This is a genomic window from Micromonospora sp. NPDC049139, assembly GCF_055586845.1.
Map to the genome: position 1 here is coordinate 365,248 of NZ_JBVJHK010000002.1, position 24,814 is coordinate 390,061.

Annotated in this window: 20 protein-coding genes and 1 pseudogene; 9 read left to right on the plus strand and 12 right to left on the minus strand. The window is 74.9% G+C overall.

The window, feature by feature from the left end:
• Positions 1-82 precede the first annotated feature (82 nt).
• Entirely contained in the window at positions 83-1,396 is a 1,314-nt protein-coding gene (locus tag ACZ6Q9_RS05255; protein WP_396827878.1) for an MFS transporter, read from the minus strand.
• Between the two features lie 226 nt (positions 1,397-1,622).
• Between ACZ6Q9_RS05255 and ACZ6Q9_RS05260 the strand changes: the two genes are divergently transcribed.
• The 3 genes from ACZ6Q9_RS05260 (at position 1,623) to ACZ6Q9_RS05270 (ending at position 3,401) form a co-directional block, all read left to right on the plus strand.
• Positions 1,623-2,603: a helix-turn-helix domain-containing protein gene (locus ACZ6Q9_RS05260; protein ID WP_393261301.1), complete on the plus strand. Its 981-nt coding sequence runs from the start codon at positions 1,623-1,625 to the stop codon at positions 2,601-2,603.
• A gap of 72 nt (positions 2,604-2,675) precedes the next feature.
• A complete protein-coding gene (locus ACZ6Q9_RS05265) occupies positions 2,676-2,912 on the plus strand; it encodes a DUF397 domain-containing protein (RefSeq protein ID WP_350682274.1) in 237 nt (78 codons plus the stop codon).
• A 216-nt stretch (positions 2,913-3,128) separates the two neighbouring features.
• Positions 3,129-3,401: a hypothetical protein gene (locus ACZ6Q9_RS05270; protein WP_393450787.1), complete on the plus strand. Its 273-nt coding sequence runs from the start codon at positions 3,129-3,131 to the stop codon at positions 3,399-3,401.
• A gap of 165 nt (positions 3,402-3,566) precedes the next feature.
• On the opposite strand, the gene nudC is transcribed toward ACZ6Q9_RS05270, so the two are convergent.
• The 3 genes from nudC to ACZ6Q9_RS05285 all read right to left on the minus strand — a co-directional run bounded on the left by nudC (position 3,567) and on the right by ACZ6Q9_RS05285 (position 7,271).
• A complete protein-coding gene (nudC, locus tag ACZ6Q9_RS05275; protein ID WP_393450784.1) occupies positions 3,567-4,505 on the minus strand; it encodes an NAD(+) diphosphatase in 939 nt (312 codons plus the stop codon).
• Positions 4,502-5,845 (minus strand): M16 family metallopeptidase, encoded by a 1,344-nt coding sequence (locus tag ACZ6Q9_RS05280; protein ID WP_393450781.1) that lies wholly within the window; start codon positions 5,843-5,845, stop codon positions 4,502-4,504. Before ACZ6Q9_RS05280 ends, nudC begins: the two co-directional genes overlap by 4 nt.
• A 115-nt stretch (positions 5,846-5,960) precedes the next feature.
• Positions 5,961-7,271, minus strand: coding sequence for a M16 family metallopeptidase (locus ACZ6Q9_RS05285; RefSeq protein WP_393450778.1), 1,311 nt, complete (start codon positions 7,269-7,271; stop codon positions 5,961-5,963).
• 263 nt (positions 7,272-7,534) lie between these two features.
• On the opposite strand from ACZ6Q9_RS05285, the gene ACZ6Q9_RS05290 reads away from it, so the two are divergent.
• Genes ACZ6Q9_RS05290 through ACZ6Q9_RS05305 form a run of 4 tightly spaced genes read left to right on the plus strand, consistent with a single transcriptional unit; the run spans position 7,535 to position 10,700 of the window.
• A complete protein-coding gene (locus ACZ6Q9_RS05290) occupies positions 7,535-8,599 on the plus strand; it encodes an ABC transporter substrate-binding protein (protein ID WP_396827881.1) in 1,065 nt (354 codons plus the stop codon).
• Positions 8,596-9,375, plus strand: coding sequence for an ABC transporter ATP-binding protein (locus tag ACZ6Q9_RS05295; protein ID WP_393261313.1), 780 nt, complete (start codon positions 8,596-8,598; stop codon positions 9,373-9,375). The genes ACZ6Q9_RS05290 and ACZ6Q9_RS05295 overlap by 4 nt, the downstream gene beginning before the upstream one ends.
• Positions 9,365-10,249, plus strand: coding sequence for an ABC transporter permease (locus ACZ6Q9_RS05300; protein WP_393261316.1), 885 nt, complete (start codon positions 9,365-9,367; stop codon positions 10,247-10,249). Before ACZ6Q9_RS05295 ends, ACZ6Q9_RS05300 begins: the two co-directional genes overlap by 11 nt.
• A gap of 1 nt (position 10,250) precedes the next feature.
• Positions 10,251-10,700, plus strand: coding sequence for an RrF2 family transcriptional regulator (locus tag ACZ6Q9_RS05305; RefSeq protein ID WP_393261318.1), 450 nt, complete (start codon positions 10,251-10,253; stop codon positions 10,698-10,700).
• A gap of 144 nt (positions 10,701-10,844) precedes the next feature.
• On the opposite strand, the gene ACZ6Q9_RS05310 is transcribed toward ACZ6Q9_RS05305, so the two are convergent.
• From ACZ6Q9_RS05310 to ACZ6Q9_RS05340, 7 genes and pseudogenes are all read right to left on the minus strand, one after another.
• Positions 10,845-11,033, minus strand: a complete 189-nt coding sequence (locus ACZ6Q9_RS05310; protein ID WP_357455658.1) for a hypothetical protein — start codon at positions 11,031-11,033, stop codon at positions 10,845-10,847.
• A 270-nt stretch (positions 11,034-11,303) separates the two neighbouring features.
• Positions 11,304-12,653: a DEAD/DEAH box helicase gene (locus ACZ6Q9_RS05315; protein ID WP_396827883.1), complete on the minus strand. Its 1,350-nt coding sequence runs from the start codon at positions 12,651-12,653 to the stop codon at positions 11,304-11,306.
• A gap of 222 nt (positions 12,654-12,875) precedes the next feature.
• Complete coding sequence (gene cspE, locus ACZ6Q9_RS05320) at positions 12,876-13,079, minus strand: transcription antiterminator/RNA stability regulator CspE (protein WP_007464836.1); 204 nt, start codon at positions 13,077-13,079, stop codon at positions 12,876-12,878.
• A gap of 197 nt (positions 13,080-13,276) precedes the next feature.
• On the minus strand, positions 13,277-16,762 hold the full coding sequence (locus ACZ6Q9_RS05325) for an ATP-dependent helicase (RefSeq protein WP_396827885.1): 3,486 nt from the start codon (positions 16,760-16,762) through the stop codon (positions 13,277-13,279).
• A gap of 103 nt (positions 16,763-16,865) precedes the next feature.
• Entirely contained in the window at positions 16,866-20,387 is a 3,522-nt protein-coding gene (locus ACZ6Q9_RS05330) for an ATP-dependent helicase (RefSeq protein ID WP_396827887.1), read from the minus strand.
• Between the two features lie 169 nt (positions 20,388-20,556).
• Positions 20,557-21,102: an LOG family protein gene (locus ACZ6Q9_RS05335; RefSeq protein ID WP_393261329.1), complete on the minus strand. Its 546-nt coding sequence runs from the start codon at positions 21,100-21,102 to the stop codon at positions 20,557-20,559.
• Positions 21,103-21,264: 162 nt separating this feature from the next.
• A pseudogene (locus tag ACZ6Q9_RS05340) lies at positions 21,265-22,104 on the minus strand (LOG family protein); the annotation flags it as partial.
• A 155-nt stretch (positions 22,105-22,259) separates the two neighbouring features.
• Between ACZ6Q9_RS05340 and ACZ6Q9_RS05345 the strand changes: the two are divergent.
• The gene (locus ACZ6Q9_RS05345; RefSeq protein WP_357455643.1) at positions 22,260-22,424 is read left to right on the plus strand and encodes a hypothetical protein; all 165 of its coding nucleotides are present in this window, start codon (positions 22,260-22,262) and stop codon (positions 22,422-22,424) included.
• Between the two features lie 187 nt (positions 22,425-22,611).
• Here ACZ6Q9_RS05345 and dapE read toward each other — a convergent pair whose 3' ends face one another.
• Positions 22,612-23,685: a succinyl-diaminopimelate desuccinylase gene (gene dapE, locus ACZ6Q9_RS05350; protein ID WP_393261331.1), complete on the minus strand. Its 1,074-nt coding sequence runs from the start codon at positions 23,683-23,685 to the stop codon at positions 22,612-22,614.
• Between the two features lie 128 nt (positions 23,686-23,813).
• Between dapE and dapD the strand changes: the two genes are divergently transcribed.
• On the plus strand, positions 23,814-24,770 hold the full coding sequence (gene dapD, locus ACZ6Q9_RS05355) for a 2,3,4,5-tetrahydropyridine-2,6-dicarboxylate N-succinyltransferase (RefSeq protein WP_393450763.1): 957 nt from the start codon (positions 23,814-23,816) through the stop codon (positions 24,768-24,770).
• Positions 24,771-24,814 lie beyond the last annotated feature (44 nt).

Here is a 24,814-nt window from a genome sequence, read left to right on the forward strand (position 1 = left end):
GCCCGGACGGGTCGGCCGCTCGTCGCGTCCGGCCGCCCGGCGGCCCGGGCGGCCGGGTGCGGGGCCGACCCCGCCGGAGCCGTCACCGGCCCCGACGCGGGCGACTCGTGCCGACGGCCTCCTGCCCTGCGGGGACGAGCCGGTCGGCCGGGGCGAGCCCCTCGGCGGGGCCGGGCCGGTCGGCCGGGCGGCGCGGGGCGGGGATCCGGGCCACCGGCGGGGGGCTGAGGGTGCGGCCGTGCCAGAGGTAGCCGCCGGCGAGCAGGGTGGCCAGGCCGATCAGGGCGAATAGCAGGCGGTAGTCCAGCGCCCCGACGAGCAGCGCCCCGGCGCCGATGGAGAACGCCTGCGGGCCGCTCACCACGGCCTCCGAGGCCGCGGCGACCCGGCCGAGCAGCCCGGGCGGGGTGCGTCGCTGGATGAGCGTGTGCAGGCCGACCATGGTCAGCGGCAACGACACCCCGGCCAGCAGCACCGCGACGAAGCCGAGCCAGAGGTTCGGGTACGTCAGCGCCAGCGAGGCCGGCCCGAAGAACGCCACCCCGGCGGCCAGCGTGCCCACCTCGCCCGCCCGGCGCACCACCGCCGGGGAGAGCAGCCCGCCGACCAGCCCGCCGATCCCCTGCACGGTGACCAGCACGCCGACGAACGCGGCGTCCCGGCCGAGACCCCGGTCGACGTACGCGAAGATCAGCGACTCGCTGAAACCCATCGCCAGCGAGCCCAGCCCGTAGCCGAACAGCGCCCGGCGCAGCGCCGGCTCCCGGGCCAGGTGCCGCAGCCCGGCGCCCACCTCCGCGAGCCAGCGCGAGCCGGACCCGGCGGGCGGTGACTCCGTCGTCCGCAGCGCCCCGACCACGGCTGCCGCGGACAGGAACCCGACCATCCCGATGGCCGCCAGCATCCACCCGCCGACGGCGGCGTAGAGGCCGGCGCCGGCCAGCGGGCCGATCAGCCGCAGCCCCTGGCGTACGGTCTGGAGCACGCCGTTGGCCTCGGCCAGCAGGTCCAGCGGAACGAGCTGCCGGATCAGGCCGCTGAGCGCGGCGCTGAGTGTGATGTACGACAGGCCGTACAGGGCCGCCACCGCGTAGATGATCCACACATCGGCCCGGTCGCGGACGGCGAACAGCGGGGTGAGCAGCACCGCCGTCACCAGGTTCGCCGCCACGAAGAACGGGCGGCGCGGGTAGCGGTCGACGAACCACCCGACCAGCGGGGCCAGTGTCATCGGCGCGATGACCGCGAAGATGGTGGCTCCGGCCAGCCCGTCCGACCCTGTCAGGTCCTTCACCCAGATGGCGAGGGCGAGCAGCAGGATCGACTCGGCGGCCATGCTGGCGAGCAGGCCGGCGAAGAGCAGGCGGAAATCCGGGCGGCGCAGGACGGTGCGCATGGGGTCCCTCCGGCGGGGTGGTGCGCGCCTCGGCGCGGTCGGGAGTCCCACGGTCGGGTCGGGACGGCGTCGTACCGGCCGCCACGCCCTTCCACGGTCCTCTTTTCTGCGAGACACGCCCCCGCCGGGACCTCCGGCGGGGGTTGCGCCGTCCATACTGACCGTGGGGGGCGAATTTCATACAGTTACCGTCGCGTCTGCGGCGGTCCACGGAAAAGAGGACGTCGTGCCTCCTGCCTCACCCAGCCCGATCCTGCGCCGCCGCAGGTTGGGCACCGAACTGCGCCGGTTGCGCGAGGCCAGCGGTCTCACCGGGGACCAGGTCATCGAGCGGATCGGCTGGGCCTCCGCGTCCAAGTTGTCCCGCCTGGAGAACGGCCGCAGCCGTCCGGATCCCGACGACGTCCGCGTCCTGCTCGACCTCTACGGCGCCGAGCGAGCGCTGCGCGAGGAACTCCTCGGCATCACCCAGGAGGCCGGCGACATACGCGGTTGGCTGAAGAACTACCCGGTGATGACCCAGCAGCAGCGCAGCTTCGCCGAGCTGGAGGCGGGCTGCGCGGAGATCTCCGAGTACAACCCGGTCCTGGTCCCGGGCCTGCTCCAGACGCCGGGCTACGCGTCGGTGCGGATCGCCTCGGCCCGCCAGGTCGACGAGGAGGCGGGCGACCCGGAGGCCGGGGAGGACGTCGACACCGAGGTGCGGGCCCGGCTGGCCCGCCAGTCGCTGCTGACCCGCACGTCCGACGCGCCCCGCTACACGGCGGTGCTGGAGGAGGCGGCGCTCGGCGTCCGGACCGCGCCGCCCGAGGTGCTGCGCGAGCAGTTGGGGCAGCTCTGCGAGCTGGCGATGCTGCCGAACATCACGCTGCACGTGCTGCCCCGCGACACCCAGATCGACAACTGGTACCTCCCGCCGACGGCGTTCTCCGTCTACCGGTTCGCGGACCCCCTCGATCCGGAGACGCTGGCCATCGAAGGGGGGTTCACCGACGTCATGTCGACCGAGGTAAACGCGCTAAATCGCTATAAAGTGGTGTTCGAGTGGTTATGCACGGCGGCACTCTCCGCATCGGACACCCTCTCCTGGCTGATCGAGGCGACGGGACGGCTGCCCGGCACGGCGACCGCGTCCACGGTGGCGTACGGGTCGGCAACGGCGCCGACCCAGCGCCGCCGGCACTCAGGGCGCCTGACGGAACGGTGATCACGGGGGACCACCGTCGGGTCGTGCGACGCCACTCGTTCCATCGGTGCAGTTCACCTCAGGAGTGAGACCATGAACGAGATCCGCAACACGCCGTCCGTCCGCGCGCGGCTCGCCGACGCCCCGTGGCGCAAGAGCACGCGCAGCCAGACCTCGAACTGCGTCGAGGTCGCGCCACTGGGGACGGGGCCGGCCGCGGTGGCCCTGCGGGACAGCAAGGACCAGGGCGGCCCGGTGCTGCTGTTCAACCGGGCGGGCTGGCTGGGCTTCATCGCCGGTGCCAAGAACGGACAGTTCGATCTGAACTGATCCGCCGACCGTCGCGGGGCCGCCGGCACGATGCCGGCGCCCCCGCCGCGTCTCCGGCCCGCGTCCGCGTTGACCAGGCATCCGCTGATCGGACGAGGCTCCGCACCGATCGTCGGGTTTCACTTGCTGAGACGTGTGCGGGGCGTAGCATGGCGACAGAGTGTGACGTGGAACTTCCACCCGTTCCCCACCGTCGCGGTTCATCCGGAGACCCACATGCGTTTCCTGATCGTTCGCACCGACATCCGCGCCGCAGCCGACGTGGACATCGCCGCCACCTGGGCGTGCGGTGGCCGCCTGCGGGACGAGACCACCACGCCCGAACCACGCCGACAGATCGTGCACGCCGAGGACCGGGACGCCGCGCTGCTGCTGGCCCGGGCCCTGTCCACGGTGGGCGCGGTCCGCTCCGGGAAACAGCGGGTCAAGGTGCTCCCGCTCGACGAGCCGGCCCTCGGCTGGCGAACCCGAAGCGACCGGGGTAGCTGACCCGGCCCGAGACGTCCGTCGTGGCCGACCGGCTCCCCCGCCGCGTTCCTTGCCCAGCCGACCACGACGGCCCGTGTTCCCGGCCCGTGACCGTCGCGGCAACGGCGGCCACGGGCCGGGACCGCACGTCCGCGCGGTCACCGGCCCGGCCTCGCAGGTGCCGGTTCAGCAGTGGCCGTCGAGCCAGCGGTGGATCAGGAACAGTGCGATGGACGACCGCGGCGGCAGGACCAGTCGGGCGCCGCCCACCTCCACCGGCCGCCCCGCCAGGGCCGCCCCGATCTCGGCGCGGGTGAACCACCGGGCGTACGCGATCTCCGCCGGGTCGAGCCGCACCGGGTGCTCAGGGTCGGCCGTGGCGAGGAAGCCCAGCATCAGCGAGCCGGGAAACGGCCACGCCTGGCTGCCCGCGTACGCGATGTCCTCGACCGGGACGCCGACCTCCTCACGGACCTCACGCAGCACGGCGGCCTCGGCCGACTCCCCCGGCTCGACGTAGCCCGCGAGGCAGGAGAAACGGCGCTCGCCGGGGGTCTGCGGCCAGGTGGCGTTGTTGCCGAGCAGACACCGCCCGCCCGGCCCCGGCACGCCGTCGTGCACGAGCACGATCATCGCCGGGTCGGTACGCGGCCAGATCCGCTCCCCGGCCCGGTCGACGCGGGACCAGCCGGCCTCGTCCACCTCCGTCGGATGCCCGGTGGCCGACGAGTAACGGTGCCGCAGGTGCCAGTTGACCAGCGCCAGCGCGGTGGTGAACAGCCCGGCGTCCCGGTCGACCAGCAGGTGACCGACCTCGCGCAGGTGCGCCGGCCGGGCCCCGGGCACCGCCGGCAGCGGGGCGTCCACGGCGAAGACCGGCACGCCGTCGGGCTCGACGCCGAGGAACATCGGGGACGCCGCCGGCGGCAGGTCGGCCGCGTCCAGCAGCACCAACGCCGGCGGCGACGTGTCGGTGCGCACGAGCGCCCGGCCCTCGTCGCCGGAGTCGAGCACCAGCACCCGCGCCCTGGCCCACGCCTGCGCCAGCCATCCCGGGTCCGTGCGCCGGTGCGCCGCCCGGTCCAGGGTGGAGCGGGCCAGCGGCGGCGTGGGCTCCCCGCTCACGGCCGCGCCGGCTCGGTGACGACCGGGGTCAGCGCGGCGAGCTGCGGTGCGATCCGCTCGGCGTCGCCGAGCACCACGGTCACCGCACGGGCCGGGGCGAGGTAGCGGGCCGCCGCCTCCGCCACGTCGGCCACGGTGGCCTTCGCCAGCCGGGCGGCGTGCTCGGCCAGGAACTCCAGCCGCAGCCCGTTGCCGGCGTACGCGCTGGTCAACGAGGCCAGCCCGGCCTGGGTGGACATGCCGAGCTGGAGGGTGCCGAGCGCGTACTGGCGGGCCTGTTCCAGCTCGTCCTCGCGGGGCGGGAGGCTGGCCAGCCGGCCCAGCTCGTACGTCGTCTCCAGCAACGCCGGCCCGGTGACCTCGGTGGCCACCTCGGCGGCGGCGACCAGCACCGACCCGGCCACCGAGTGCTCGACGAGCGAGTGGGGGCCGTAGGTGTAGCCCTTGTCCTCGCGGATGTTCTCCACCCAGCGGGAGGAGAAGTAGCCGCCGAAGAGCAGGTTGGCCAGTTGCAGCGCGGCGTGGTCGGGATGGGTGCGGGGCACCGCCGGCAGCGCGATGCGCAGTGAGGACTGCACCGACCCCGGCCGGTCGACCAGCAGCAGCGGCCCGGGCTCCAGCGGCGGGGCGGGCGGCAGGTCGGCGGTGTGCCCGGCGCCGTTCCACCCCGACAGGGCCTTCTCGGCGGCGTCCAGCGCCCGCTCCGGCTGCACGTCGCCGACCAGCACCAGCACCGCGTCGGCGGGATGCACCCGCTGGGCGTGCAGGGTGCGCAACACCCCCGGCCGGACCGCGCGGACCGCCTCCGGGTCCGGGGTCTGCACCGCGTACGGGTGGCTGCCGTAGACCCGCTTGAGCAGGGCGGTGCGGGCCAGGTGCGAGGGCTGGCTCTGCGCGACCTGGATCCGGTCGACCAGCCGGTCCCGCTCGGTCGCCACGTCCTCGTTCGGGTAGGTCGCGCCGGTGAGCACGTCGGCGAGGATCTCCAGCATCCGGTCCAGTCCGGTGACCAGGCCGGCGCCGGAGAGCATCAGCCGGTCCGGGTCGATCCCGGCGGACAGCCCGCCGCCGACCTTCTGCAGCTCGGCGGCGATCTGCACGCTGGACATGCCCTCGGTGCCGGAGAGCAGGGTCTGGGCGAGCATCGCGCCCCGGGCGAGGTGGCTGCGGCCGAAGGGCATCCAGAGCCGCAGCTCGACCAGGGGCACCGCCGGCCGGCGTACGGCGATCACGGTCAGCCCGTTGCCCAGCGTGCGCTCGGCCTGCTTCGGCAGCTTGAGCCTGCGGTTCGGGCCGAGCGGCGGCAGCTCCCGCGGCCCGGCCGGTGCGGTTACCGTCATCGGCCCTCCTCCGTTCGCGACTGCGGGGCTCGCAAACCCGGCTCACTCCTCGCGCTCACCGGACCCGCCTTCGTTCGCGACTGCGGGGCTCGCAAACCCGGCTCACTCCTCGCGCTCACCGGGCACCTCCGGCGATGACCTCGATGGACGCACGGCGCTCGGGCCGCAGGGTGGCCGCGGCGGCCCGGACCTGCTCGTCGGTGACCTCGCCCACGAGCCGGGGCAGGTCGTTGAGCAGCCCCGGCTCGCCGCGCTGCTGCTCCAGGACGGCCATCCGCAGCGCCCGGCCGAGCACCGCGTCGGTGTCGCGCAGCAGGTGGGTCGCCATCCGGGCCTGGGTGCGGGCCAGCTCACCCTCCGTCAGACCGTCGGTGGCCAGCCGGTCCAGCTCCTCGTCGATGGTGCGCAGCACCTTGTCCACGTCCCCGCCGGGTGGGAGGTGCGCCTGGAGCAGCAGCGCCGTCGGGTCCCGCACGTCGAACGGGTCGCCCATGAAGCCGAGGTAACCGCCGAGGCTGGTCACCGCCCGGTCCCGCTGCACCAGCCGCTCCACCAGCCGGGAGGCGTCGCCGTCGGTGAGCACCTCGGCCAGCACGACGTACGGCAGGTAGCCGGCGAAGTCGGTGACCGGGTCGGGCACCCGCCAGGCGCCGGCCACCGCCGGCAGCGGGGCCAGCCTGTCGGTGCACGAGGTGCGCCGCTCCGCGGTCAGGTCGGGCTCGGCGAAGTCGGGCCGCTCCGGCGCGGGCCGGGCCGGCACGTCGCCGAAGTGCCGCTCGACCAGCGCCGTCGCCTCGGCGACGTCGATGTCGCCGCTGACGGCCAGCACCGCGTTGCCGCTGGCGTAGTAGCGGCGGAAGAAGTCGGCGGCGTCGGCGACGGTGGCCGACTCCAGGTCGACGAAGGAGCCGTAGCCGTCGTGCGCGTTCGGGAAGGTGTCGAACATGACCGGCGGCAGGGTCAGCCAGGGGAAGCCCCCGTACGGCCGGTTGAGCACGTTGACCCGGATCTCCTCCTTGACCACGTCGACCTGGTTGCGCAGGTTCTCCTCGGTCAGCCGCGGGCCGCGCATCCGGTCGGCCTCCAGGAACAGCGCCCGCTCCAGGGCGTTGCTCGGCAGCGTCTCGAAGTAGTCGGTGTAGTCGAGGTGGGTCGAGCCGTTGAAGGTGCCGCCCGCCCCCTGCACGTGCCGGAAGTGGGCCAGCTTCTCCAGGTTCTCCGAGCCCTGGAACATCAGGTGCTCGAAGAGGTGGGCGAAGCCGGTGCGCCCCTCCGGTTCCGAGCGGATGCCGACGTCGTAGACCACCGCCACCCCGATCACCGGGGCGCTGCGGTCGGGGGTCAGGACCACCCGCAGGCCGTTGTCGAGGGTGAACCGCTCGACCGGGTACTTCGTCGCTGGAATTCTCGATCTCCGCGCCGCCACGGGATCGACCCTAGCGCGTCGACACCCGCGCCATCGCCGACCTTCGGCCAGCCGCCGCGGCCGGCGTACCAACCGGCGCGCCCGCCGGTCTCGGCGGCCGGCGGCGACGCCGGTCCCGGACGCCGCGAAACCCATCCAATAGGTAGAGATTGCCGTCTTTGACGAGACGCCAGTCCCGTCATGCGGTTGACCCTTGACTCCAGCTCACCGCCTGACCCATTCTTCCTACCAACTAAGTAGGAATACTGCGGATTGGATGGACGATGAGACGGCTCCCCTTGCGTCGGCTGGTCTCCCTGGCCACCCTCGCCGTCGTCGGCACGGCGACCCTGGGCACCGCCGCCGCCTGCGGCGACGACAGCGAGAGCGCGGGTGGCGGCTCCGGCCCGGTGACCCTGCGGCTCGGCTACTTCCCCAACATCACCCACGCGCCGGCGGTGGTCGGCGTGGAGAAGGGCATCTTCGCCGAGAAGCTCGGCACCGGCGTCACGCTGGAGACGAAGACCTTCAACGCCGGCCCCGCCGCGATCGAGGCGATCTTCTCCGGCGCGCTCGACGCCACGTACATCGGCCCGAACCCCACCGTGAACGCCTTCTCGAAGTCCAAGGGCGAGGCGGTCCGGGTCGTCTCCGGCGCGGCCTCCGGCGGCGTCGCGCTCGTGGTGAAGCCCGAGATCACGTCGGTCGAGCAACTGCGGGGCAAGAAGATCGCCACCCCGCAGCTGGGCAACACGCAGGACGTGGCGATCCGCCACTGGCTCAAGGAGAAGGGCCTCACGACGACCAAGGAGGGCGGCGGCGACGTCAAGATCATCCCGCAGGAGAACGCCCAGACGGTGGAGACGTTCGGCAGCGGGGCGATCGACGGCGCCTGGGTGCCCGAGCCGTTCGTCTCCCGGCTGGTCAACGCGGGCGGCAAGGTGCTCGTCGACGAGCGCGACCTCTGGCCGGACGGCAAGTTCGTGATCACCAACCTGATCGTCAGCACCAAGTTCCTCAAGGCCCACCCCGACGTGGTGAAGAAGCTGGTCGAGGGGCAGGTGGCGGCGAACGAGTTCGTCAACGGCAAGCCCGACGAGGCGCAGCAGGCCATCTCCGACCACATCGGCAAGATCAGCGGCAAGCCGCTGGACCTCAAGCTGATCAAGCAGGCCTGGCCGACGCTGGAGTTCACCAACGACCCCATCGCCTCCTCGCTGAAGACCGGGCTCGACCACGCCGTCGCGGTCGGGCTGACCCAGCCGGTCAGCCTCGACGGGCTCTACGACCTGACGTACCTCAACGAGGTGCTCAAGGGCCAAGGCAAGGCCGAGGTCGTCCAACCATGACGTCGACGACGACGGCGCCCCGCAGCGCGACCGGCTCGGTCGCGCTGCACGGCGTCACCAAGGTGTACGGGCGCGGGGCGAACGCCGTCCTCGCCCTGGACGGGGTCTCCCTCGACGTCGCGCCCGGCGAGTTCGTCTGCCTGGTCGGGGCCTCCGGCTGCGGCAAGAGCACGCTGCTCAACCTCGTGGCCGGCCTGGACCGGCCCAGCGGCGGGCGGATCGCCCTCGGCGAGGGGGTCGAGCCGGGGCTGATGTTCCAGGAGCCGGCCCTCTTCCCCTGGCTGACCGTCGAGGGCAACGTCGAGGTGCCGCTCAAGCTGCGCGGGCTGCCCCGGGCCGCGCGCCGGGAACGGGTCGCCGAGCTGCTGGGCACGGTGCACCTGGCCGACTTCGGCCGCAAGCGCCCCCACGAGCTCTCCGGCGGCATGCGCCAGCGGGTGGCGCTGGCCCGCACCCTCGCCCTGGACACGCCGGTGCTGCTGATGGACGAGCCGTTCGGCGCGCTGGACGCGATGACCCGCGACATCCTGCACGACGAGCTGGAACGGATCTGGACCGAGCGGCGGCTCACCGTGCTCTTCGTGACGCACAACGTCCGGGAGGCGGCCCGGCTCGCCGACCGGATCATCCTGCTCTCCAGCCGGCCCGGCCGGATCATCTGGTCCACCGCGGTCGACGTGCCCCGGCCGCGACGCATCGACTCCCCCGAGGTCGCCGCGGTCGCCGCCGAGGTCACCGACCGCCTGCGTACGGAGGTGGGCCGCCATGGCCGGTGACACCCTCGCCGCCGTCCCGCGTACCGACGCGGAGATCTCGGGGCTGGACGCCCTGGAGCTGGCCGGCCGGGAGCAGAGCCGGCCGCGGGCCGCCCGGCTCTGGGCCGCGACCTGGCCGAAGCTGGCCGCGCTCAGCATCGCCGTCGGCGCGTGGCAGGTCGTGGTCTGGACCGGCTGGAAGCCCGAGTACGCGTTGCCCGGCCCGGCCGCAGTGGGGCAGGAGCTGCTCCGGCAGGTCAGCGGCGTCCAGCTCTGGGACGGACTCGCCACCACGCTGCGCCGGGCGGCGGTCGGCTACCTCTTCTCGGTCGCCGTGGGCCTGCTGGTCGGCCTCGCGGTGGCCCGGTCGCGGATCCTGAGGGCGGCGATCGGCTCGATGATCACGGCACTGCAGACCATGCCCTCGATCGCCTGGTTCCCGCTGGCGATCCTGCTCTTCGAGCTGAGCGAGAAGGCGATCTTCTTCGTGGTGGTGCTCGGCGCCGCCCCGTCCATCGCCAACGGCGTGATCGCCGGCGTGGACTACGTGCCGCCGCTGCTGCTGCGCGCCGGCCGCAACCTCGGCGCCCGGGGGCTGAACCTGTACCGGTACGTCATCGCGCCCGCCGCGCTGCCGGCCATCGTGGCCGGCCTCAAGCAGGGCTGGGCGTTCTCCTGGCGCAGCCTGATGGCCGGCGAGCTGATCGTGGTCGGCATCTCGCAGACCTCGCTGGGCGCTCAGCTGACCTACTCCCGGGAGCTGTCGGACTCGCCCTGGCTGATCTCCACCATGATCGTGATCCTGGTCCTGGGTCTGGTGGTCGACGCCGCGTTCGGGGCGGCCGACAAGGCGATCCGGCGCCGCTGGGGCGTACTGGACCAGGCCGGTCAGTGACGTGTACGTCTCCGCGCGCAGCGACTACGCACTCCAGGCCATGCTCGCCGTCGCCGCCGCCGACCCGGTCGGCGGCGGCGGGCTGGTCAAGGCCGCGGCCCTGGCCGGCCGCCAGGACATCCCGCTGAGCTTCCTCCAGGGCATCCTGGTCGACCTGCGCCGGGCAGGCCTGCTGCACAGCCACCGCGGCACGGACGGCGGGTACACCCTCGCCCGCCCCGCGGCCGAGATCAGCGTCGGCGACGTGCTCCGCGCGGTCGGCGGATCGCTGACGACGGTCCGCGGGCTGCCGGCCGAACAGGCCGGCTACCGGGGCGCGGCGACCGGCCTGCGGGACGTCTGGCTGGCCGTGCACGGCGCGGTCGCCCTGGTGGTCGACCGGACCACCCTCGCCGACCTGCTGGGCACGGAGCACCCGGCGGTCGACACGCGGCAGGCCCCCACCCGCTGACCGTCGCCCCCGGCGGCGGCCCCGCCGCAGCGCTCGGACGATGGTGGCTCAGCCGGCGACGGCGGCGGCCCAGAGCGACGGCAATGACGCAGGGCGACGGCGCGGCCCAGGGCGACGGCGGTGGCTCACCGCGATGGCCGTGACTCAGCCGGCGATGGTGGTCGGCCCCCCGGTCGGGCTGTGCAGCTCGACCGGAGCGGCCGGCGCGGCCCCGTCCGGGGTGGCGTGCCACGGCGTGAAGACCGCGACCATGGCGAGCAGCAGCCCGGCGAGCGCGACCGCGAGCACCAGCAGCAGTTCACGCACCGCGCCCGTGCCGACGTCGCCCGCCATGATCACCCCTCCCGCGCCGGGCGGTCCCGCCCGGGTCGTTCCCCCCGGCCCCCAGCTTCCACCACCACCGGCCACCGGAACAGTCGCCGATCGGACGTAACGTCCGCTGATTCCCGACTCAGCCGGCGCCGGTCTGGAACGGGTGTTCACGGACCGGCACGACCGGTCCGATACGGGTGCCATTCGCAGGGTGAGATCGCGGCGGCCTGTGTGGCGGGAGTCCTGCCCACGCCCGAGAGCGACCGGGGCCGGACCGAGGGAGGGCGGGCGTCAGGAGGCGCGGGGCGTCCGGGGCCGCCGCGGGCGGCGGGGCCGTCCCGAGGCGCGGTGCGGAGCCCGGCCACCCTCGCCGCCACGCCCACCGTCGCCGGCCCGGCCACCCGAGCGTCCGGCGGCCGACGTCGAGGAGGCGGCCTGCGGCGGGGGCGGCGCGATCGTCACCGGCACCCCGGACGGCTCACGGGCGCCGGTCACCCGGGCCAGTGCCTCGTCGCCGGGGCGCACCTGGACGGACTCGGGGCGGATGCCGGCAGTGCTCATCAGCCGGGACACGTCCCGGCGCTGCTCCGGCAGGACCAGGGTGACCACCGTGCCCGACTCCCCCGCCCGGGCGGTACGCCCACCGCGGTGCAGGTAGTCCTTCGCCTCGGTGGGCGGGTCCACGTTGACCACCAGGTCCAGCCCGTCGACGTGGATGCCCCGGGCCGCCACGTCGGTGGCGACCAGCGCGGTCACCTGCCCCGTGCGGAACTGCTCCAGGATCCGGGTGCGCTGCGGCTGCGACTTGCCGCCGTGCAGCGCGGCAGCGCGTACGCCCTTGGCCAACAGTTGGCGGGCGACCCGGTCGGCGCGGTGCTTGGTGCCCATGAACAGGATGGTGCGGCCCTCGCGGGCGGCGATCCAGGTCAGCGCGGCCGGCTTGTCCACCGCGTCGACGTGCAGCACGTGGTGGGTCATCGCGGTCACCGTGGCGGTGCCCGGGTCGACCGAGTGCGAGACCGGGTCGGTAAGGAAGCGACGGACCAACTTGTCCACGCCGCCGTCCAGGGTGGCCGAGAAGAGCATCCGCTGCCCGTCCGGGGCGACCTGCTCCAGCAGCTTCGTCACCTGCGGCAGGAAGCCCATGTCGGCCATCTGGTCGGCCTCGTCGAGCACGGTGATCGCGACCTGGTCCAGCCGGGCGTCGCCGCGGTTGATGAGGTCGTGCAGCCGCCCGGGGGTGGCCACGACCAGTTCGGCGCCCGCGCGCAGGGCGTCCGCCTGGCGTTGCAGCGACAGGCCGCCGACGACGGTCGCGCAGCGCAGGCCGACGGCCCGGGCGTACGGGTCGAGCGCGGTGGTGACCTGCTGGGCCAGCTCCCGGGTCGGCACCAGCACCAGGGCCAGCGGCCGTCCCGGGCGGGCCCGGCGGCCGGCGGTGCGGGACAGCACGGGAAGCCCGAAGGCGAGCGTCTTGCCGGAGCCGGTGCGGCCCCGGCCGAGCACGTCCCGGCCGGCGAGCGAGTCCGGCAGGGTCGCCGACTGGATCGGGAACGGCTCGGTGATGCCCTGGGCGGCCAGCTCGGCGAGCAGCGCCGGGGCCAGCCCGGTATGGGCGAAAGACGGTACGACAGTGGTCATGCGGAAGCCTTCCTCGACGCGGCACGTGTCGAGGGAGGGCGCCGGAGGCGGCGCTGTCACCGGCGGACCAGGCCGCGGGTGACTCACAAGCACGAACCGAAAGGGGTACGGGCCCCGGCCCGCCGCCGTTCGCCGCCTGCTCACGCAGGTCGACGGTGCGGCGGACCGGTCCCGTCACCGCGCCCGGAGGGCGCGGTGGGTGTTACCTGGAAGATCCGAAGATCAGAGCGGGCGGATGTTCTCCGCCTGCGGGCCCTTCTGGCCCTGGGTCACCTCGAACTCGACCCGCTGGTTCTCGTCCAGGCTCCGGTAGCCGGAGGACTGGATCGCCGAGAAGTGGGCGAAGACGTCGGCGCCGCCGCCGTCCGGGGTGATGAAGCCGAAGCCCTTGTCAGCGTTGAACCACTTGACGGTGCCAATAGCCATTTTTGTTTCGTCTCCTTGACGGAACGTCGAACCCGCACTTGTTGCGGGCTCGAAGAGGAGCGCGCCACGCGGAACTGCCTGGCTCGCTTGTCGCTTCTGGTCGCCCCGCCCGGAGAACTCCGGACACAACAAAGAGCGCCTGGGCCACAATCCTCCAGGCGCACACAGAGTCTCTGGGAACCATAACTGCAACGCGATCAACCTATCACGGATTCGCCGGATGGCCCACCGTCTGCCGGATTTTCCGGCACCGAGGTGATCAGCGCGGTGAGCCCGTCGGCGTCGAGCAGGTCGGCCGGGCGCACGGTGACGCCGTCGCGCACGTAGTGGAACGCCGCGCCGACCCGCTCCACCGGCACCCCGGCCAGCTCCGCCCAGGCCAGCCGGTAGACCGCGAGCTGCACCGCGGCCACCTCGGCGGCGGGGCCGGCAGGCTGCCGGCCGGTCTTCCAGTCGACCACGTCGAACCGCCCGCCGGGGCGGGCGAAGACCGCGTCCATCCGGCCCCGCACCACCACCCCGGCGATCACCGTGGCGAACGGCACCTCCACCTCGACCGGCACCCGGTCGGCCCACTCGCTGGCCAGGAAGCGCTCCTGGAGCTCGGCCAGCGCCTCGTCGGGCGCGGCGTCGGCATCAGCCGCGCCCGGCAACTCGTCCAGGTCGAGCAGCCGGTCGGCGCCGAACCGCTGCTCCAACCAGGTGTGGAAGGCGGTGCCCCGGCGGGCGTACGGGCTCGGCTCGGTGGGGACCGGCCGGCGCAGGGCCCGGGCCAGCGCCGCCGGATCCCGGCGCAGCGCCACCAGCTGGGTCACCGAAAGCTGCCCCGGCAGCGCCACCTCGACCGCGCCGCCCTGCCGGGTCAGCTCGGCCCGCTCGGCGAGCAGCAGGTCGGCCTCCCGCCGCCACCGCGCCACGTCCGGGTCGCCGGCCGGCGGCTCGGCTGCCGCCCCGGCGGCGTCGTCGCCGGCGGCCCGGCGTTCCGGGCCCGCCCCGTCGCCGGGTTCCGGGCCGGCCGCGCCCCGCTCGCCGGCCGGCGGGCGGCCCGCCGCGTCGCCGTCGGCGAGGAAGCGGCGGACCAGGACGGCTGCCTCGGCCAGCGCCGGGCGGCGGGCGCCGAGCGGGTCGGCCGGCCACTCGGCGCGAAGCACCACCTCGGTGGTCGGGTTGACCGCGTCGCCCGGCGGCTCCGGCGCCCACTCGTCGACCAGGTGCCCCGCGCGGCCGTCCACGCAGGCGTCGTGCACCTCCCGCAGCAGCACCGACGGGCCGCGCGGCCGCTTGGTCCCCTCCCCCCACCAGTGGCCGGAGCAGAGCAGCAGCCGGCGGGGCCGGGTCACCGCCACGTACGCCAGCCGGCGCTCCTCCCGCTCGTCGTGCGCCCGCCAGGCGTCGGTGAAGTCCTCCAGCGCCCGGGCCACCCCGCGCTGGTCCTCGGTGCCGCCCAGGCCCAGCTCGGGCAGCCCGTCGGCGTCGCCGCGCAGCGGGAACGGCAGCACGCCGAGCCCGCCCAGCCAGTGGTCGGAGTTGCGCACCGGCCCCGGCCACACGCCCCGGCTCAGCCCGGCCACCGCGACCACGTCCCACTCCAGGCCCTTCGCGGCGTGCGCGGTGAGGATCTGCACCGCCCCCTCGACCACCTCCACCTCGCCCGGGCTGAGGCCGCGCTCCTCGTCCTCGGCGGCGGCGAGGTAGGCCAGGAAGCCCGACAGGGTGGCGCCCGGCGTCTCGCCGCCGAACCGGGCGGCGACGTCGCCGAGCGCGTCCAGGTGGCCCCGGGCCAGGCCGGCGTCCCCGGCGCCGTCCCGGCCGGCGCGTACGGCCACCTCCACGTCCAGGCCGATCGTGCGCTCGATGTCCGCGATCAGCTCCGGCAGGGACTGGTCCAGCCGGTAGCGCAGCAGCCCCAGCTCCCGGGCGTACGCGCGTAGCCGGGCGTAGCCCTCCGCCGAGTACGCCTGCGCCGGGCCGAGGTCGGCCAGCGCCTCGACCAGGGTCGCCTCGTCGAGCAGGTCGGGGGTGATCTCCGGGCCGCCGTCGTCGGCGAGCTTCCGCCGGGCGGCGGCGATGCCCTTCGCCCGGCGGTGCAGGGCCACCAGGTCACGTGGGCCGATCCGCCAGCGCGCGCCGGTCAGCAGCCGCAGCAGGGCCGCCCCGTCCGTCGGGTCCGCCAGCACCCGCAGCGTGCACACCACGTCCCGCACCTCGGGGGTGTCCAGCAGGCCGCCCAGGCCGACCACCTCGACGGGCAGCCCGCGCTCGCGCAGCGCCGACTCGATCGCGGGGATCTGGCTGCGCAGCCGCACGAGCACGGCCGTCGTCGGCCGCAGCGGCACCGGGATGTGCTCGGGCAGCGCGCCGGGCATGGCAGCCGCCCCGCGCCAGGCGTGCAGCACGCTGTCGGCGATCCAGTCGGCCTCGTCGGCGTACGTCGGGAGCAGGGCGCAGTGGACGGTGCCGCCGGCGGCTCCGCGGGCGCTGCGGTGCGGCACCGGGTCCTTGACGCTCATGGCGGCGCGCAGCTCCGGCACCCGGGCGCCGGCGGCCCGCAGCGGGGTGGCCAGGGCGTTGGCGACGCCGAGGATCTCGGGGCGGTTGCGCCAGCTCGTGGTGAGGCCGAGCACCTCGGCCGGCGCGCCGTCGGCGCGGGCGAACTCCGTGGGGAAGCGGTCCAGGGTGCCGGCGCTCGCCCCCCGCCAGCCGTAGATCGACTGGCACGGGTCACCGACCGCGGTCACCGGGTGCCCGCCGCCGAACAGCGCGTTGAGCAGCACCACCTGGGCGTGGCTGGTGTCCTGGTACTCGTCCAGCAGCACCACCCGGAAGCGGTCCCGCTCGATCTCGCCGACCCCGGGGTGGTCCCGGGCCACCCGGGCCGCCCGGGCGAGCTGGTCGGCGAAGTCCATCGCCTCGAAGTCCTCCTTGCGCCGGGCGTACGCGCGCACCAGCGGGAGCAGCTTCAGCCGGGTCTGCTGGAGGGCCAGGGCCCTGCGCACGTCGGCGTAGACCCGGCCGGGGCGGGCCTGCACCTCGGCGAAGAACCGGCCCGTCCAGGCGGCCAGCTCGTCCGGGTCGACCAGGTGCTCGTCCAGCTCGCCGGCGAGCGCCAGCACGGCGTCGGTGACCGTGCTCGGCATCCGGTCCACCTCGGACATGTCGCCGTCGTAGTTGCGCACCAGCAGGTCGACGAGCTGCCAGCGGGACGCCTCGGTGAGCAGCCGGGTGGACGGCTCGTAGCCGGCCCGCAGCCCGTGCTCGGTGACGATCCGGCCCGCGTACGAGTGGTAGGTGGAGACGGTCGGCTCCCCCACCAGCGGGTCGTCGAGCGGGTCCCGCCCCCGCCGCCCGAGCCGCCGCACCAACTGGTCGAGCCGCGTACGCACCCGGTGCGCCAGCTCGCCGGCGGCCTTGCGGGTGAAGGTGAGCCCGAGCACCTGCTCCGGCCGCACGTGCGAGTTGGCGACCAACCAGACCACCCGGGCCGCCATCGTCTCGGTCTTGCCCGAGCCCGCGCCCGCGACCACCAGCAGGGGCTCCACGGGCGCGGCGATGATGGCCGCCTGCTCCCGGGTGGGCGCCGGCAGCCGCAGCAGCTTCGCCAGCTCCACCGGCGTGTACCGGGGGCCGGCGTCGGCGACCCGGGGCGTCGGTGTCGCCGTGCCGAACAGGGCGGGCTGGGTCACCGCTCCGCCTCAGTTCGCGACTGCGGGGCTCGCAAGCTCACTCCTCACACTCACGGTGCCGTCCTGGTTCGCGACTGCGGGGCTCGCAACCGCATACTCAGGCTCACGGTTGGTCGGGGCGGCGGTCGGTCGGGGGCTCGACCACCTGGCGGCCCTGCCCGGACACCGGGCAGCTCGACCGCACCGGGCAGACCCGGCACTTCGAGTTGGCGACGGCGGCGAACGTGGCGGCGGCCATCGTATCGGCGGTGCGCCGCACCAGCGCGGTCGCCCAGCCGGCCTCCGGGCCCTCCCCGGCCGGCGGCTGGCTCTGCTCCTTCGCGTCCTTCGCCCCGGTGCCGAGCTGCACCAGCGCCGCCCCGCCGGACTCCTCGCCGAACTCGACGAACGCTCCCGCCTCGACCGCCGCCTGGTACGCGCCGAGCTGCGGGTGCTCGGCCAGGTCGTGCGCGGTGACCGCGGTGGACTTCCCGGTCTTCAGGTCGATCACGACCAGCCGGCCGTCGGCGTCGACCTCCAGCCGGTCCACCCGGCCGACCAGCTCGACGGGCCGGTGCGGGTCGTCGAGGCGCACCGCGAACTCGTGCTCGATCGCGAGCAGCCGGCGAGGGTTGGCCGCCAGCCAGCGCAGCAGCTTGTCGACCATCCCCTCGGCGCGGGCCCGCTCGGGCCCGACCATCCAGCGGGCGGCCAGCTCGATCGCGTCGAACCGGGCGGCGACGTAGTCCAGCAGGGCGCCCCGGTCGACGCTCGCGTCCTCGGCGAGCATCGCGGCGGCGTGCACCAGGTTGCCGACCCCCTGGGCGGCGCTGGCCGGAGCGCTGCCGCCGTGCCGCTCCAGCAGCCAGCGCAGGCTGCACCGCAGCGCGCTCTCCATGCCCGACGGGGTGACCCGGACCGGCTCCCCCTCGTCGACGAGCGGGCGGTCGTCGGAGAGCTGCCGCAGCCCCCACCAGTCGTCCGGGTGCGCACCGGCGACCCCGGCGGCCGCGAGGCGGGCCAGCTCGGCCGCCGCCGCCTGCCGCCGGGCGTAGGGCGCGTCCGGGTCGCTGACCGCCGTACGCAGCTCCGCCACCAGCGCCGGCAGGGTGAGCGCGCGGGGCGGCCGGCTCACCGGCAGCGTCCTCGGCCGGTCCGGTTCCTCCTCGCCCGTCACCACTGGGCCGTCGCCCGCCCCCGGCGGGACCGGCCCCGCGGCGCCCGGCCCGGCCTGCGTCGACCCGGCCTGCGTCGGCCCGGCCTGCGTCGGCCCCGCCGGGTCCGGCCGGCCGGGCGGGGGGCCGTCGTCCGGCGCGGGCGGGTCGGTCGGGCCCAGCTCGTAGAGGAAGCGGCTCGGCTGTTCCTCGTGGTCGTCGCCGCCGACGGCGGCGGAGGCGACCGCGCTGACCAGCAGCCGGCGCCGGGCCCGGGTGACCGCCACGTGGAACAGCCGCCGCTCCTCGTCCAGCAGCGCCGAGGTCTGCCCGACCAGGGTGGCCACCGTGCCGGCGCCGGCCGCCCGGCCGGCGAGCACGTCGACCAGCCGCTCGGAGCCGAGCAGGCTGCCGCGCAGCCGCAGGTCGGGCCAGACGCCCTCCTGCACCCCGGCGACCGCCACCAGGTCCCACTCCAGCCCCTTCGCGGCGTGCGCGGTGAGCAGCCGGACCGCCTCACCCCGGTCGGCGGTGGGGGCGATCGTGTCGGCCGGCAGGTCCTGGCCGAGGACGTGGTCGAGAAAGACCTCGGTGCGCGCGCCGGGCAGCCGGTCCGTGAACCGGGCCGCCGCGTCGAAGAGCACCATCACGGCGTCGAGGTCCCGGTCGGCAGCCTCGGCGCGCCGGCGCCGGGCCACGTCCCCCTCGCCGGCCACCGTCTGGCCCCGGCCGATCGCGGCGGACCACAGCTCGGCCAGCCCGCTGGCCCGCCAGACCGCCCACAGCACGTCCTCCGCGGTGGCGCCGGGCCGGGCGGCGGTCTCCCGGGCGACGGCCAGCAGGCCGGCCACCGTCTGCGCCGGCTCGGCCCAGCGCCGCTCGATCCCGGCCAGCTCGGCCGGGTCGCGCAGCGCCTCGACGATCAGCTCGCCCGAGGGCCGGCGGTCGCCGGCGGCCAGCGCCAGGGCCCGCAGCCCCTGCCGCAGCCGCCGCTCGGCCAGCGGGTCGGCGCCGCCGAGCGGCGAGTGCAGCAGGGCGACCGCGGCCTCCTCGTCGAGCCGCTCGGGCTCCAGCGCGCAGCGCAACAGGAGCAGCAGCGGCGCGACCGCCGGTTGCAGGTGCAGTGGCAGGTCCTCGCCGTGCACCACGGTGGGCACCCCGGCGGCGTGCAGCGCGCGTTGCAGCGAGGGCAGCTGCCGCCCGGTGGAGCGCACCAGCACGGCCATCTCCGACCACGGCACGCCGCCGAGCAGGTGCGCCTCGCGCAGGGCATGGGCCAGCCAGGCCGCCTCGCTGGTGGCCGAGCGGAAGGTGCGCACCTCCACCGAGCCGGGCGGCGCGTCGGGCAGCGGGTGCGGCCTGCGGTGCGCCGCCGGGCCGCGCAGCCGCCGCGCCAGCCGACCGGACGCGGCGAGCAGCCGGGGGCCGGCCCGGTAGGAGGTGGTCAGCACCACCTGCGCCGCGGGCGCACCGGAGGCGGTGCGGAAGCGGTGCGGGAACGTGGTCACCACGGCGGGGTCCGCGCCGCGGAAGGCGTACGTGGACGAATCAGGGTCGGCGAACGCGACGAGGGACTTGCCGCCGCCGGCCACCGTCGCGAGCAGTTCCTGCTGGGCGGGATCGGTGTCGGCCAGCTCGTCGACGTAGACGTACGCCAGCCGGCGTCGCTCGGCCGCGAGCAGCTCGGGGTCGTCGAGCAGCATCCCGGTGGCGGCCCGGACCAGCTCGGCCGGGTCGTACGCGACGGAGCCGCGGTTGCTGACGTCGCGCAGGGCGAGCACGGCCACGTACTCCCGGAGGAAGCGTGCGGCGGCGGGCCAGTCGGCGCGGCCGAGCTTCTCGCCCAGCCGCGCCAGCTCGACGGGGCCGACCCCGCGCTCGGCGGCGCGCATCAGCAGGTCGCGTAGCTGTGCCGCGAAGGCCCGGGTGCGCAGCGCGGGGCGCAGGTCCTCCGGCCAGCCGACCGGGTCGTCGCCCGGTTCCTCGCCGACCACGTCGAGCAGCTCGCGGATGATCAGATCCTGCTCGGGGCCGGTGAGCAGCCGGGGGGACGGCTCTCCCCGCTCGGCCGCGGCCCGGCGCAGCAGCCCGAAGGCGTACGCCGGGAAGGTGCGCACCAGCGGCTCGCGCAGCACGCGGTGCCCGCCCCGGGCGGCCCGGGCCTCGATCCGCTGGCGCAGCGCGGTGGCGCCCCGGCGGCCGAAGGTGAGCACCAGGATCCGCTCCGGGTCGACGCCCTCGGCCACCCGCGCGGCGACCGCCTCGACCAGGGTGCTGGTCTTGCCCGTGCCGGGGCCGCCGAGCACCAGCATCGGCCCGTCGGTGTGCGCGACGATCTCGGCCTGGCGCGGGTCGGTCAGCCGCGCCGTCCCCCGGTGCGCGTCACCGCCGGCCGGCCCACCTGGCCGCCCGTCCCCCCGGGCCGGCCCACCGGACCGGTGGCCCCCCGGGGCCGCCTCGGCGGGCCGGCGCACCAGCCGGTACGCCTGCATCCCCCCATCCCACCACGCCGGTACGACACCCCCGCCCCGCCCCGCCACCCCGCCCCGCCTCCTTTCCTTCCGCGATCTTGCACTTTCGGCCCCGACGAACGCATACGAAAGGGGCACAACAGGGGCCACAAGTGCAAGATCGCGGCGGGACAGGGGAGGGTGGGGTGTGTCAGGTTAGGCGGAGTTCGAGGGTGTCCAGGGCGGCGGGGACCGTGTCGGTCAGGGTGAGCAGGTCCAGGCCGGCGGGCTTGAGGAAGGTCTGGTCGGCCAGGGCGCGCAGCCAGTCGAGCATCGGGCGGTAGAAGCCGTCGGTGTCGACCAGCACCATCGGCTTGGCGTGCAGGGCGAGCGTCGCCGTCGTCCAGACCTCGAACAGCTCGTCGAGGGTGCCGAGGCCGCCGGGCAGCGTGAGGAACGCGTCCGACTTGTCGATCATCAAAGTCTTGCGACTGGCCATCGAGTCGGTCACGAGCAGCTCGTCCGACGCCAGGTCGGCGACCTCCAGGTCGACCAGCGACTGCGGGATCACCCCGATCGTCCGCCCGCCGGCGGCCCGCGCGCCGTCCGCCAACGCGCCCATCATGCCGACGCACCCGCCCCCGCTGACCAGCGTGTGCCCGCGCCGGGCGATCTCCGCGCCCGTCTCGGCCGCGAGGTCCAGCCAGCGGCGGTCGAGCGTACGGGAGGAGGCGCAGAACACGCAGATCGCCGCCACGCCTCAGCGCTCCCCGCTCGCGTCGCCCGCCCGGCGCGGCCCGGCCGACGCGGCCCCGGCCGACGCACCGCCACCCGAAGCAGCGCCACCCGAAGCAGCGCCGCGCGACGGGGCGTCGCCGGGCACGTCGGCGCCGCCGGTCGACCCGGCGCCGTTCGCCGCCCCGGCCGCGGCGGCAGCCTGCTGTTCGGCGGCGGCGACGGCGACGGCCTCATCGCGGACCGCGTCCTGCTCGACGGAGAGGGCGGCCTCGGCCTCCACGATGTGCCGGACCGCCGCGTCGACGTCGTCGGTCACGCAGATCAGTTCCAGGTCGATCGACCCGATCTTGCCGTCGGCGGCCATGGTGTCGCGCAGCCAGTCGAGCAGGCCACGCCAGTAGTCGGCGCCCATCAATACCACGGGGAACCGGGTGACCTTGCCCGTCTGCACCAGGGTGAGCGCCTCGAAGAGCTCGTCCATGGTGCCGAACCCGCCGGGCAGCACGACGAACGCCTGCGCGTACTTGACGAACATCGTCTTGCGGGCGAAGAAGTAGCGGAAGTCGATGGCCAGGTCGACCCAGTCGTTGAGGCCCTGCTCGAAGGGAAGCTCGATGCCGAGCCCGACGGAGAGCCCGCCCGCCTCGCTGGCACCCCGGTTGGCCGCCTCCATCACGCCCGGCCCGCCGCCGGTGATCACCGCGTAGCCGGCCCGGGCCAGGGCCCCGCCCAGCGCCTCGGCCAGCCGGCACTCCGGACTCTCGGGCCGGCTGCGGGCGGAGCCGAAGACGCTCACCGCCGGGGGCAGGTCGGCGAGGGTGTCGAAGCCCTCCACGAACTCGGAGAGGATGCGCAGGGCCCGCCAGGCGTCCTTGGTCTTCCAGTCGCCGCGCCCCCGCGAGTCGAGCAGGCGCTGGTCTGCGGTGCTGTTCGTGATCGCCTGCCGACGCAGCGTCACGGCGCCCCGGTGCCGTTCCCGTCCCGGCTCGCGGCCGGCCTCCCGCCCGTTGCTCTGACCCATGGGAGCAACCGTAGTGGAGCGACACCCGTCGGGTGCGCGGGGCGACGAGCCCGGAAATTAGTTCCGGATCATGGGCAACTAATTCGGTCGCCCGCACGTCTTACTATTCACATACCGGGTATGCCCCGGCGCGCGCCTTCGGGGGAGGAGCCAGCGTGATCAGCAACAGCGAGATGATCCGGATCCGGCGACAGATGCAGCGCCGGATCCGCGACGTGGTGGCCGAGCGCCGCCGCGCCCGCCTGATGGAGCCGTCCGCCGCCGACCAGGGCGGCCCGGCCGACGCCCGGCCCACCGCCGACGCGTCCGCCGCCGTCTGACCACACCGCCGTCCGACCGCACCGCCGCCGTCTGACCGCACCGCCGCCGTCCGACCGCACCGACGACACACGACCGGGAGGTTCGCGTCACCGGGCACCGCCCAGTGACGCGGGCCTCCCGGTCGCGCACGGGGCGACCACCGGGGCGGGCGGCCGGCAGACGCCAGGACGACCGCCCAGGAGTCCGTCAGGCGGGGGCGAGCCAGCGGTGCAACGTGGCAGCGCCGTCCCGGATCTTGCTGATCTCGACGTGCTCGTCCGGGTGGTGGGCCAGGTTCGGGTCGCCGGGGCCGAAGTTCAGGGCCGGGATGCCCATCGCCGCGAACCGGGCCACGTCCGTCCAGCCCAGCTTGCCGATCGGCGCGGCGCCGACCGCCGCGAGGAACTCCCGGGCCGGGGCCGCCTCCAGCCCGGGCGGGGCGCCGGCGGCCGAGTCGGTGACCCGCACGTCGAAGCCGGCGAAGACTTCCCGCAGGTGCGCCTCGGCCTCGGCCGGCGTACGGTCCGGCGCGAACCGGTAGTTGACCTCGACCTCGCACCGGTCCGGCACCACGTTGCCGGCCACGCCGCCGTTGATGCGGACCGCGTTCATCCCCTCCCGGTAGTCACAGCCGTCGATGGTGACGCGCCGCGCCTCGTACCGGGTCAGCCGGTCGAGCACCTCGCCCGCCGCGTGGATCGCATTCACCCCGTGCCACGAGCGGGCCGAGTGGGCGCGTACGCCGGTGGTGGTGACCACGCACCGCATGGTGCCCTGGCAGCCGGCCTCGACGATCCCGTACGTCGGCTCCAGCAGCACCGCGAAGTCCGCCTCCAGCCACTCCGGGTGCGCCTCGGCGACGAGGAAGAGGCCGTTGTACTTCGACTCGATCTCCTCGGCCTCGTAGAAGAAGTACGTCACGTCGTAGCGCGGGTCCGGCAGCGTCACCGCCAGGTGCAGCGCGTACGCCACCCCGGACTTCATGTCGGAGGTGCCGCAGCCGTACATCAGGTCGCCGCGCATGCTCGACGGGAAGTTGTTGTTCAGCGGCACCGTGTCCAGGTGGCCGGCGAGCACGATCCGCTGGTCCCGGCCCAGGTCGGTCCGCGCCATCACCGTGTTGCCGTGCCGGTAGGTGGTCAGGTGCGGCACGCCCCGCAGCACCTCCTCCACGCAGTCGGCGATGGCCTTCTCGTCGAGGGACACGGACTCTATGTCGACCAACGCACGGGTCAGGGCCACCGGATCGGCCAGGACCTCGGGGGTCAGCGGGTTCTCCATGGTTCGCACGGTACCGTCAGGTCGGGTGAGCGCGAGGAGCGAGCGCTCCCCGGGCGGCCGGCGTGGGACACGGCCGCGCGGGGGCGAGGGGAACCCGCGACCCGCAGTCACGAACGAGAGGTGAATCAGTGACGTCCGAATCCGCCTGGGGCATCGGCCTGGCCACCGTGACCGCTGACGACCAGGTGCTCGACACCTGGTACCCGACCGGCAAGCTGGGGCTCGGCGAGCTGCCGCTGGTCGCCGGCGAGGACGAGGCGGACGTGCTGGACCTGCCGCCGGGGGCGGTCGGCGACCGGGCGCTGCCCGGGCTGCGTACCGTCCAGGTGGTCACCGTGATCGGCTCGCTGGACGACCCGATCAAGGACGCCGCCGACGCGTACCTGCGGCTGCACCTGCTCTCGCACCGCCTGGTGCGTCCCAACGAGCTGAACCTCGACGGCATCTTCGGCAAGCTGGCGAACGTCGCGTGGACCTCCGCCGGGCCGTGCCCGCCGGAGCGGGTGGACGAGCTGCGGGTCGTCGAGCGGGCGGCGGGCCGCCACCTGGCCGTCTACGGGGTGGACAAGTTCCCCCGGATGACCGACTACGTGGTGCCCTCCGGGGTCCGGATCGCCGACGCCGACCGGGTGCGGCTCGGCGCGCACCTGGCCGCCGGCACCACCGTCATGCACGAGGGATTCGTGAACTTCAACGCCGGCACGCTCGGCACCTCGATGGTGGAGGGGCGGATCGTGCAGGGCGTGCTGGTCGGCGACGGCTCCGACATCGGCGGGGGTGCCTCCATCATGGGCACCCTCTCGGGCGGCGGCACCGAGAAGGTGCGCATCGGCGAGCGGAGCCTGATCGGCGCGAACGCCGGCGTCGGGATCTCCCTCGGCGACGACTGCGTGGTCGAGGCCGGGTGCTACATCACCGCCGCGTCGAAGATCACGCTGCCGGACGGCCGGGTGGTCAAGGCCCTTGAGCTCTCCGGCGTGGACGGGCTGCTGTTCTGGCGCAACTCGGTCACCGGGGCGCTGGAGGCGAAGCAGCGCACCGGCCGGGGCATCGAGCTGAACGCCGCCCTGCACGCCAACGACTGACGGCCGCCCCTCCGGGTCCGCGGCCGGCCGCGGACCCGGAGGGG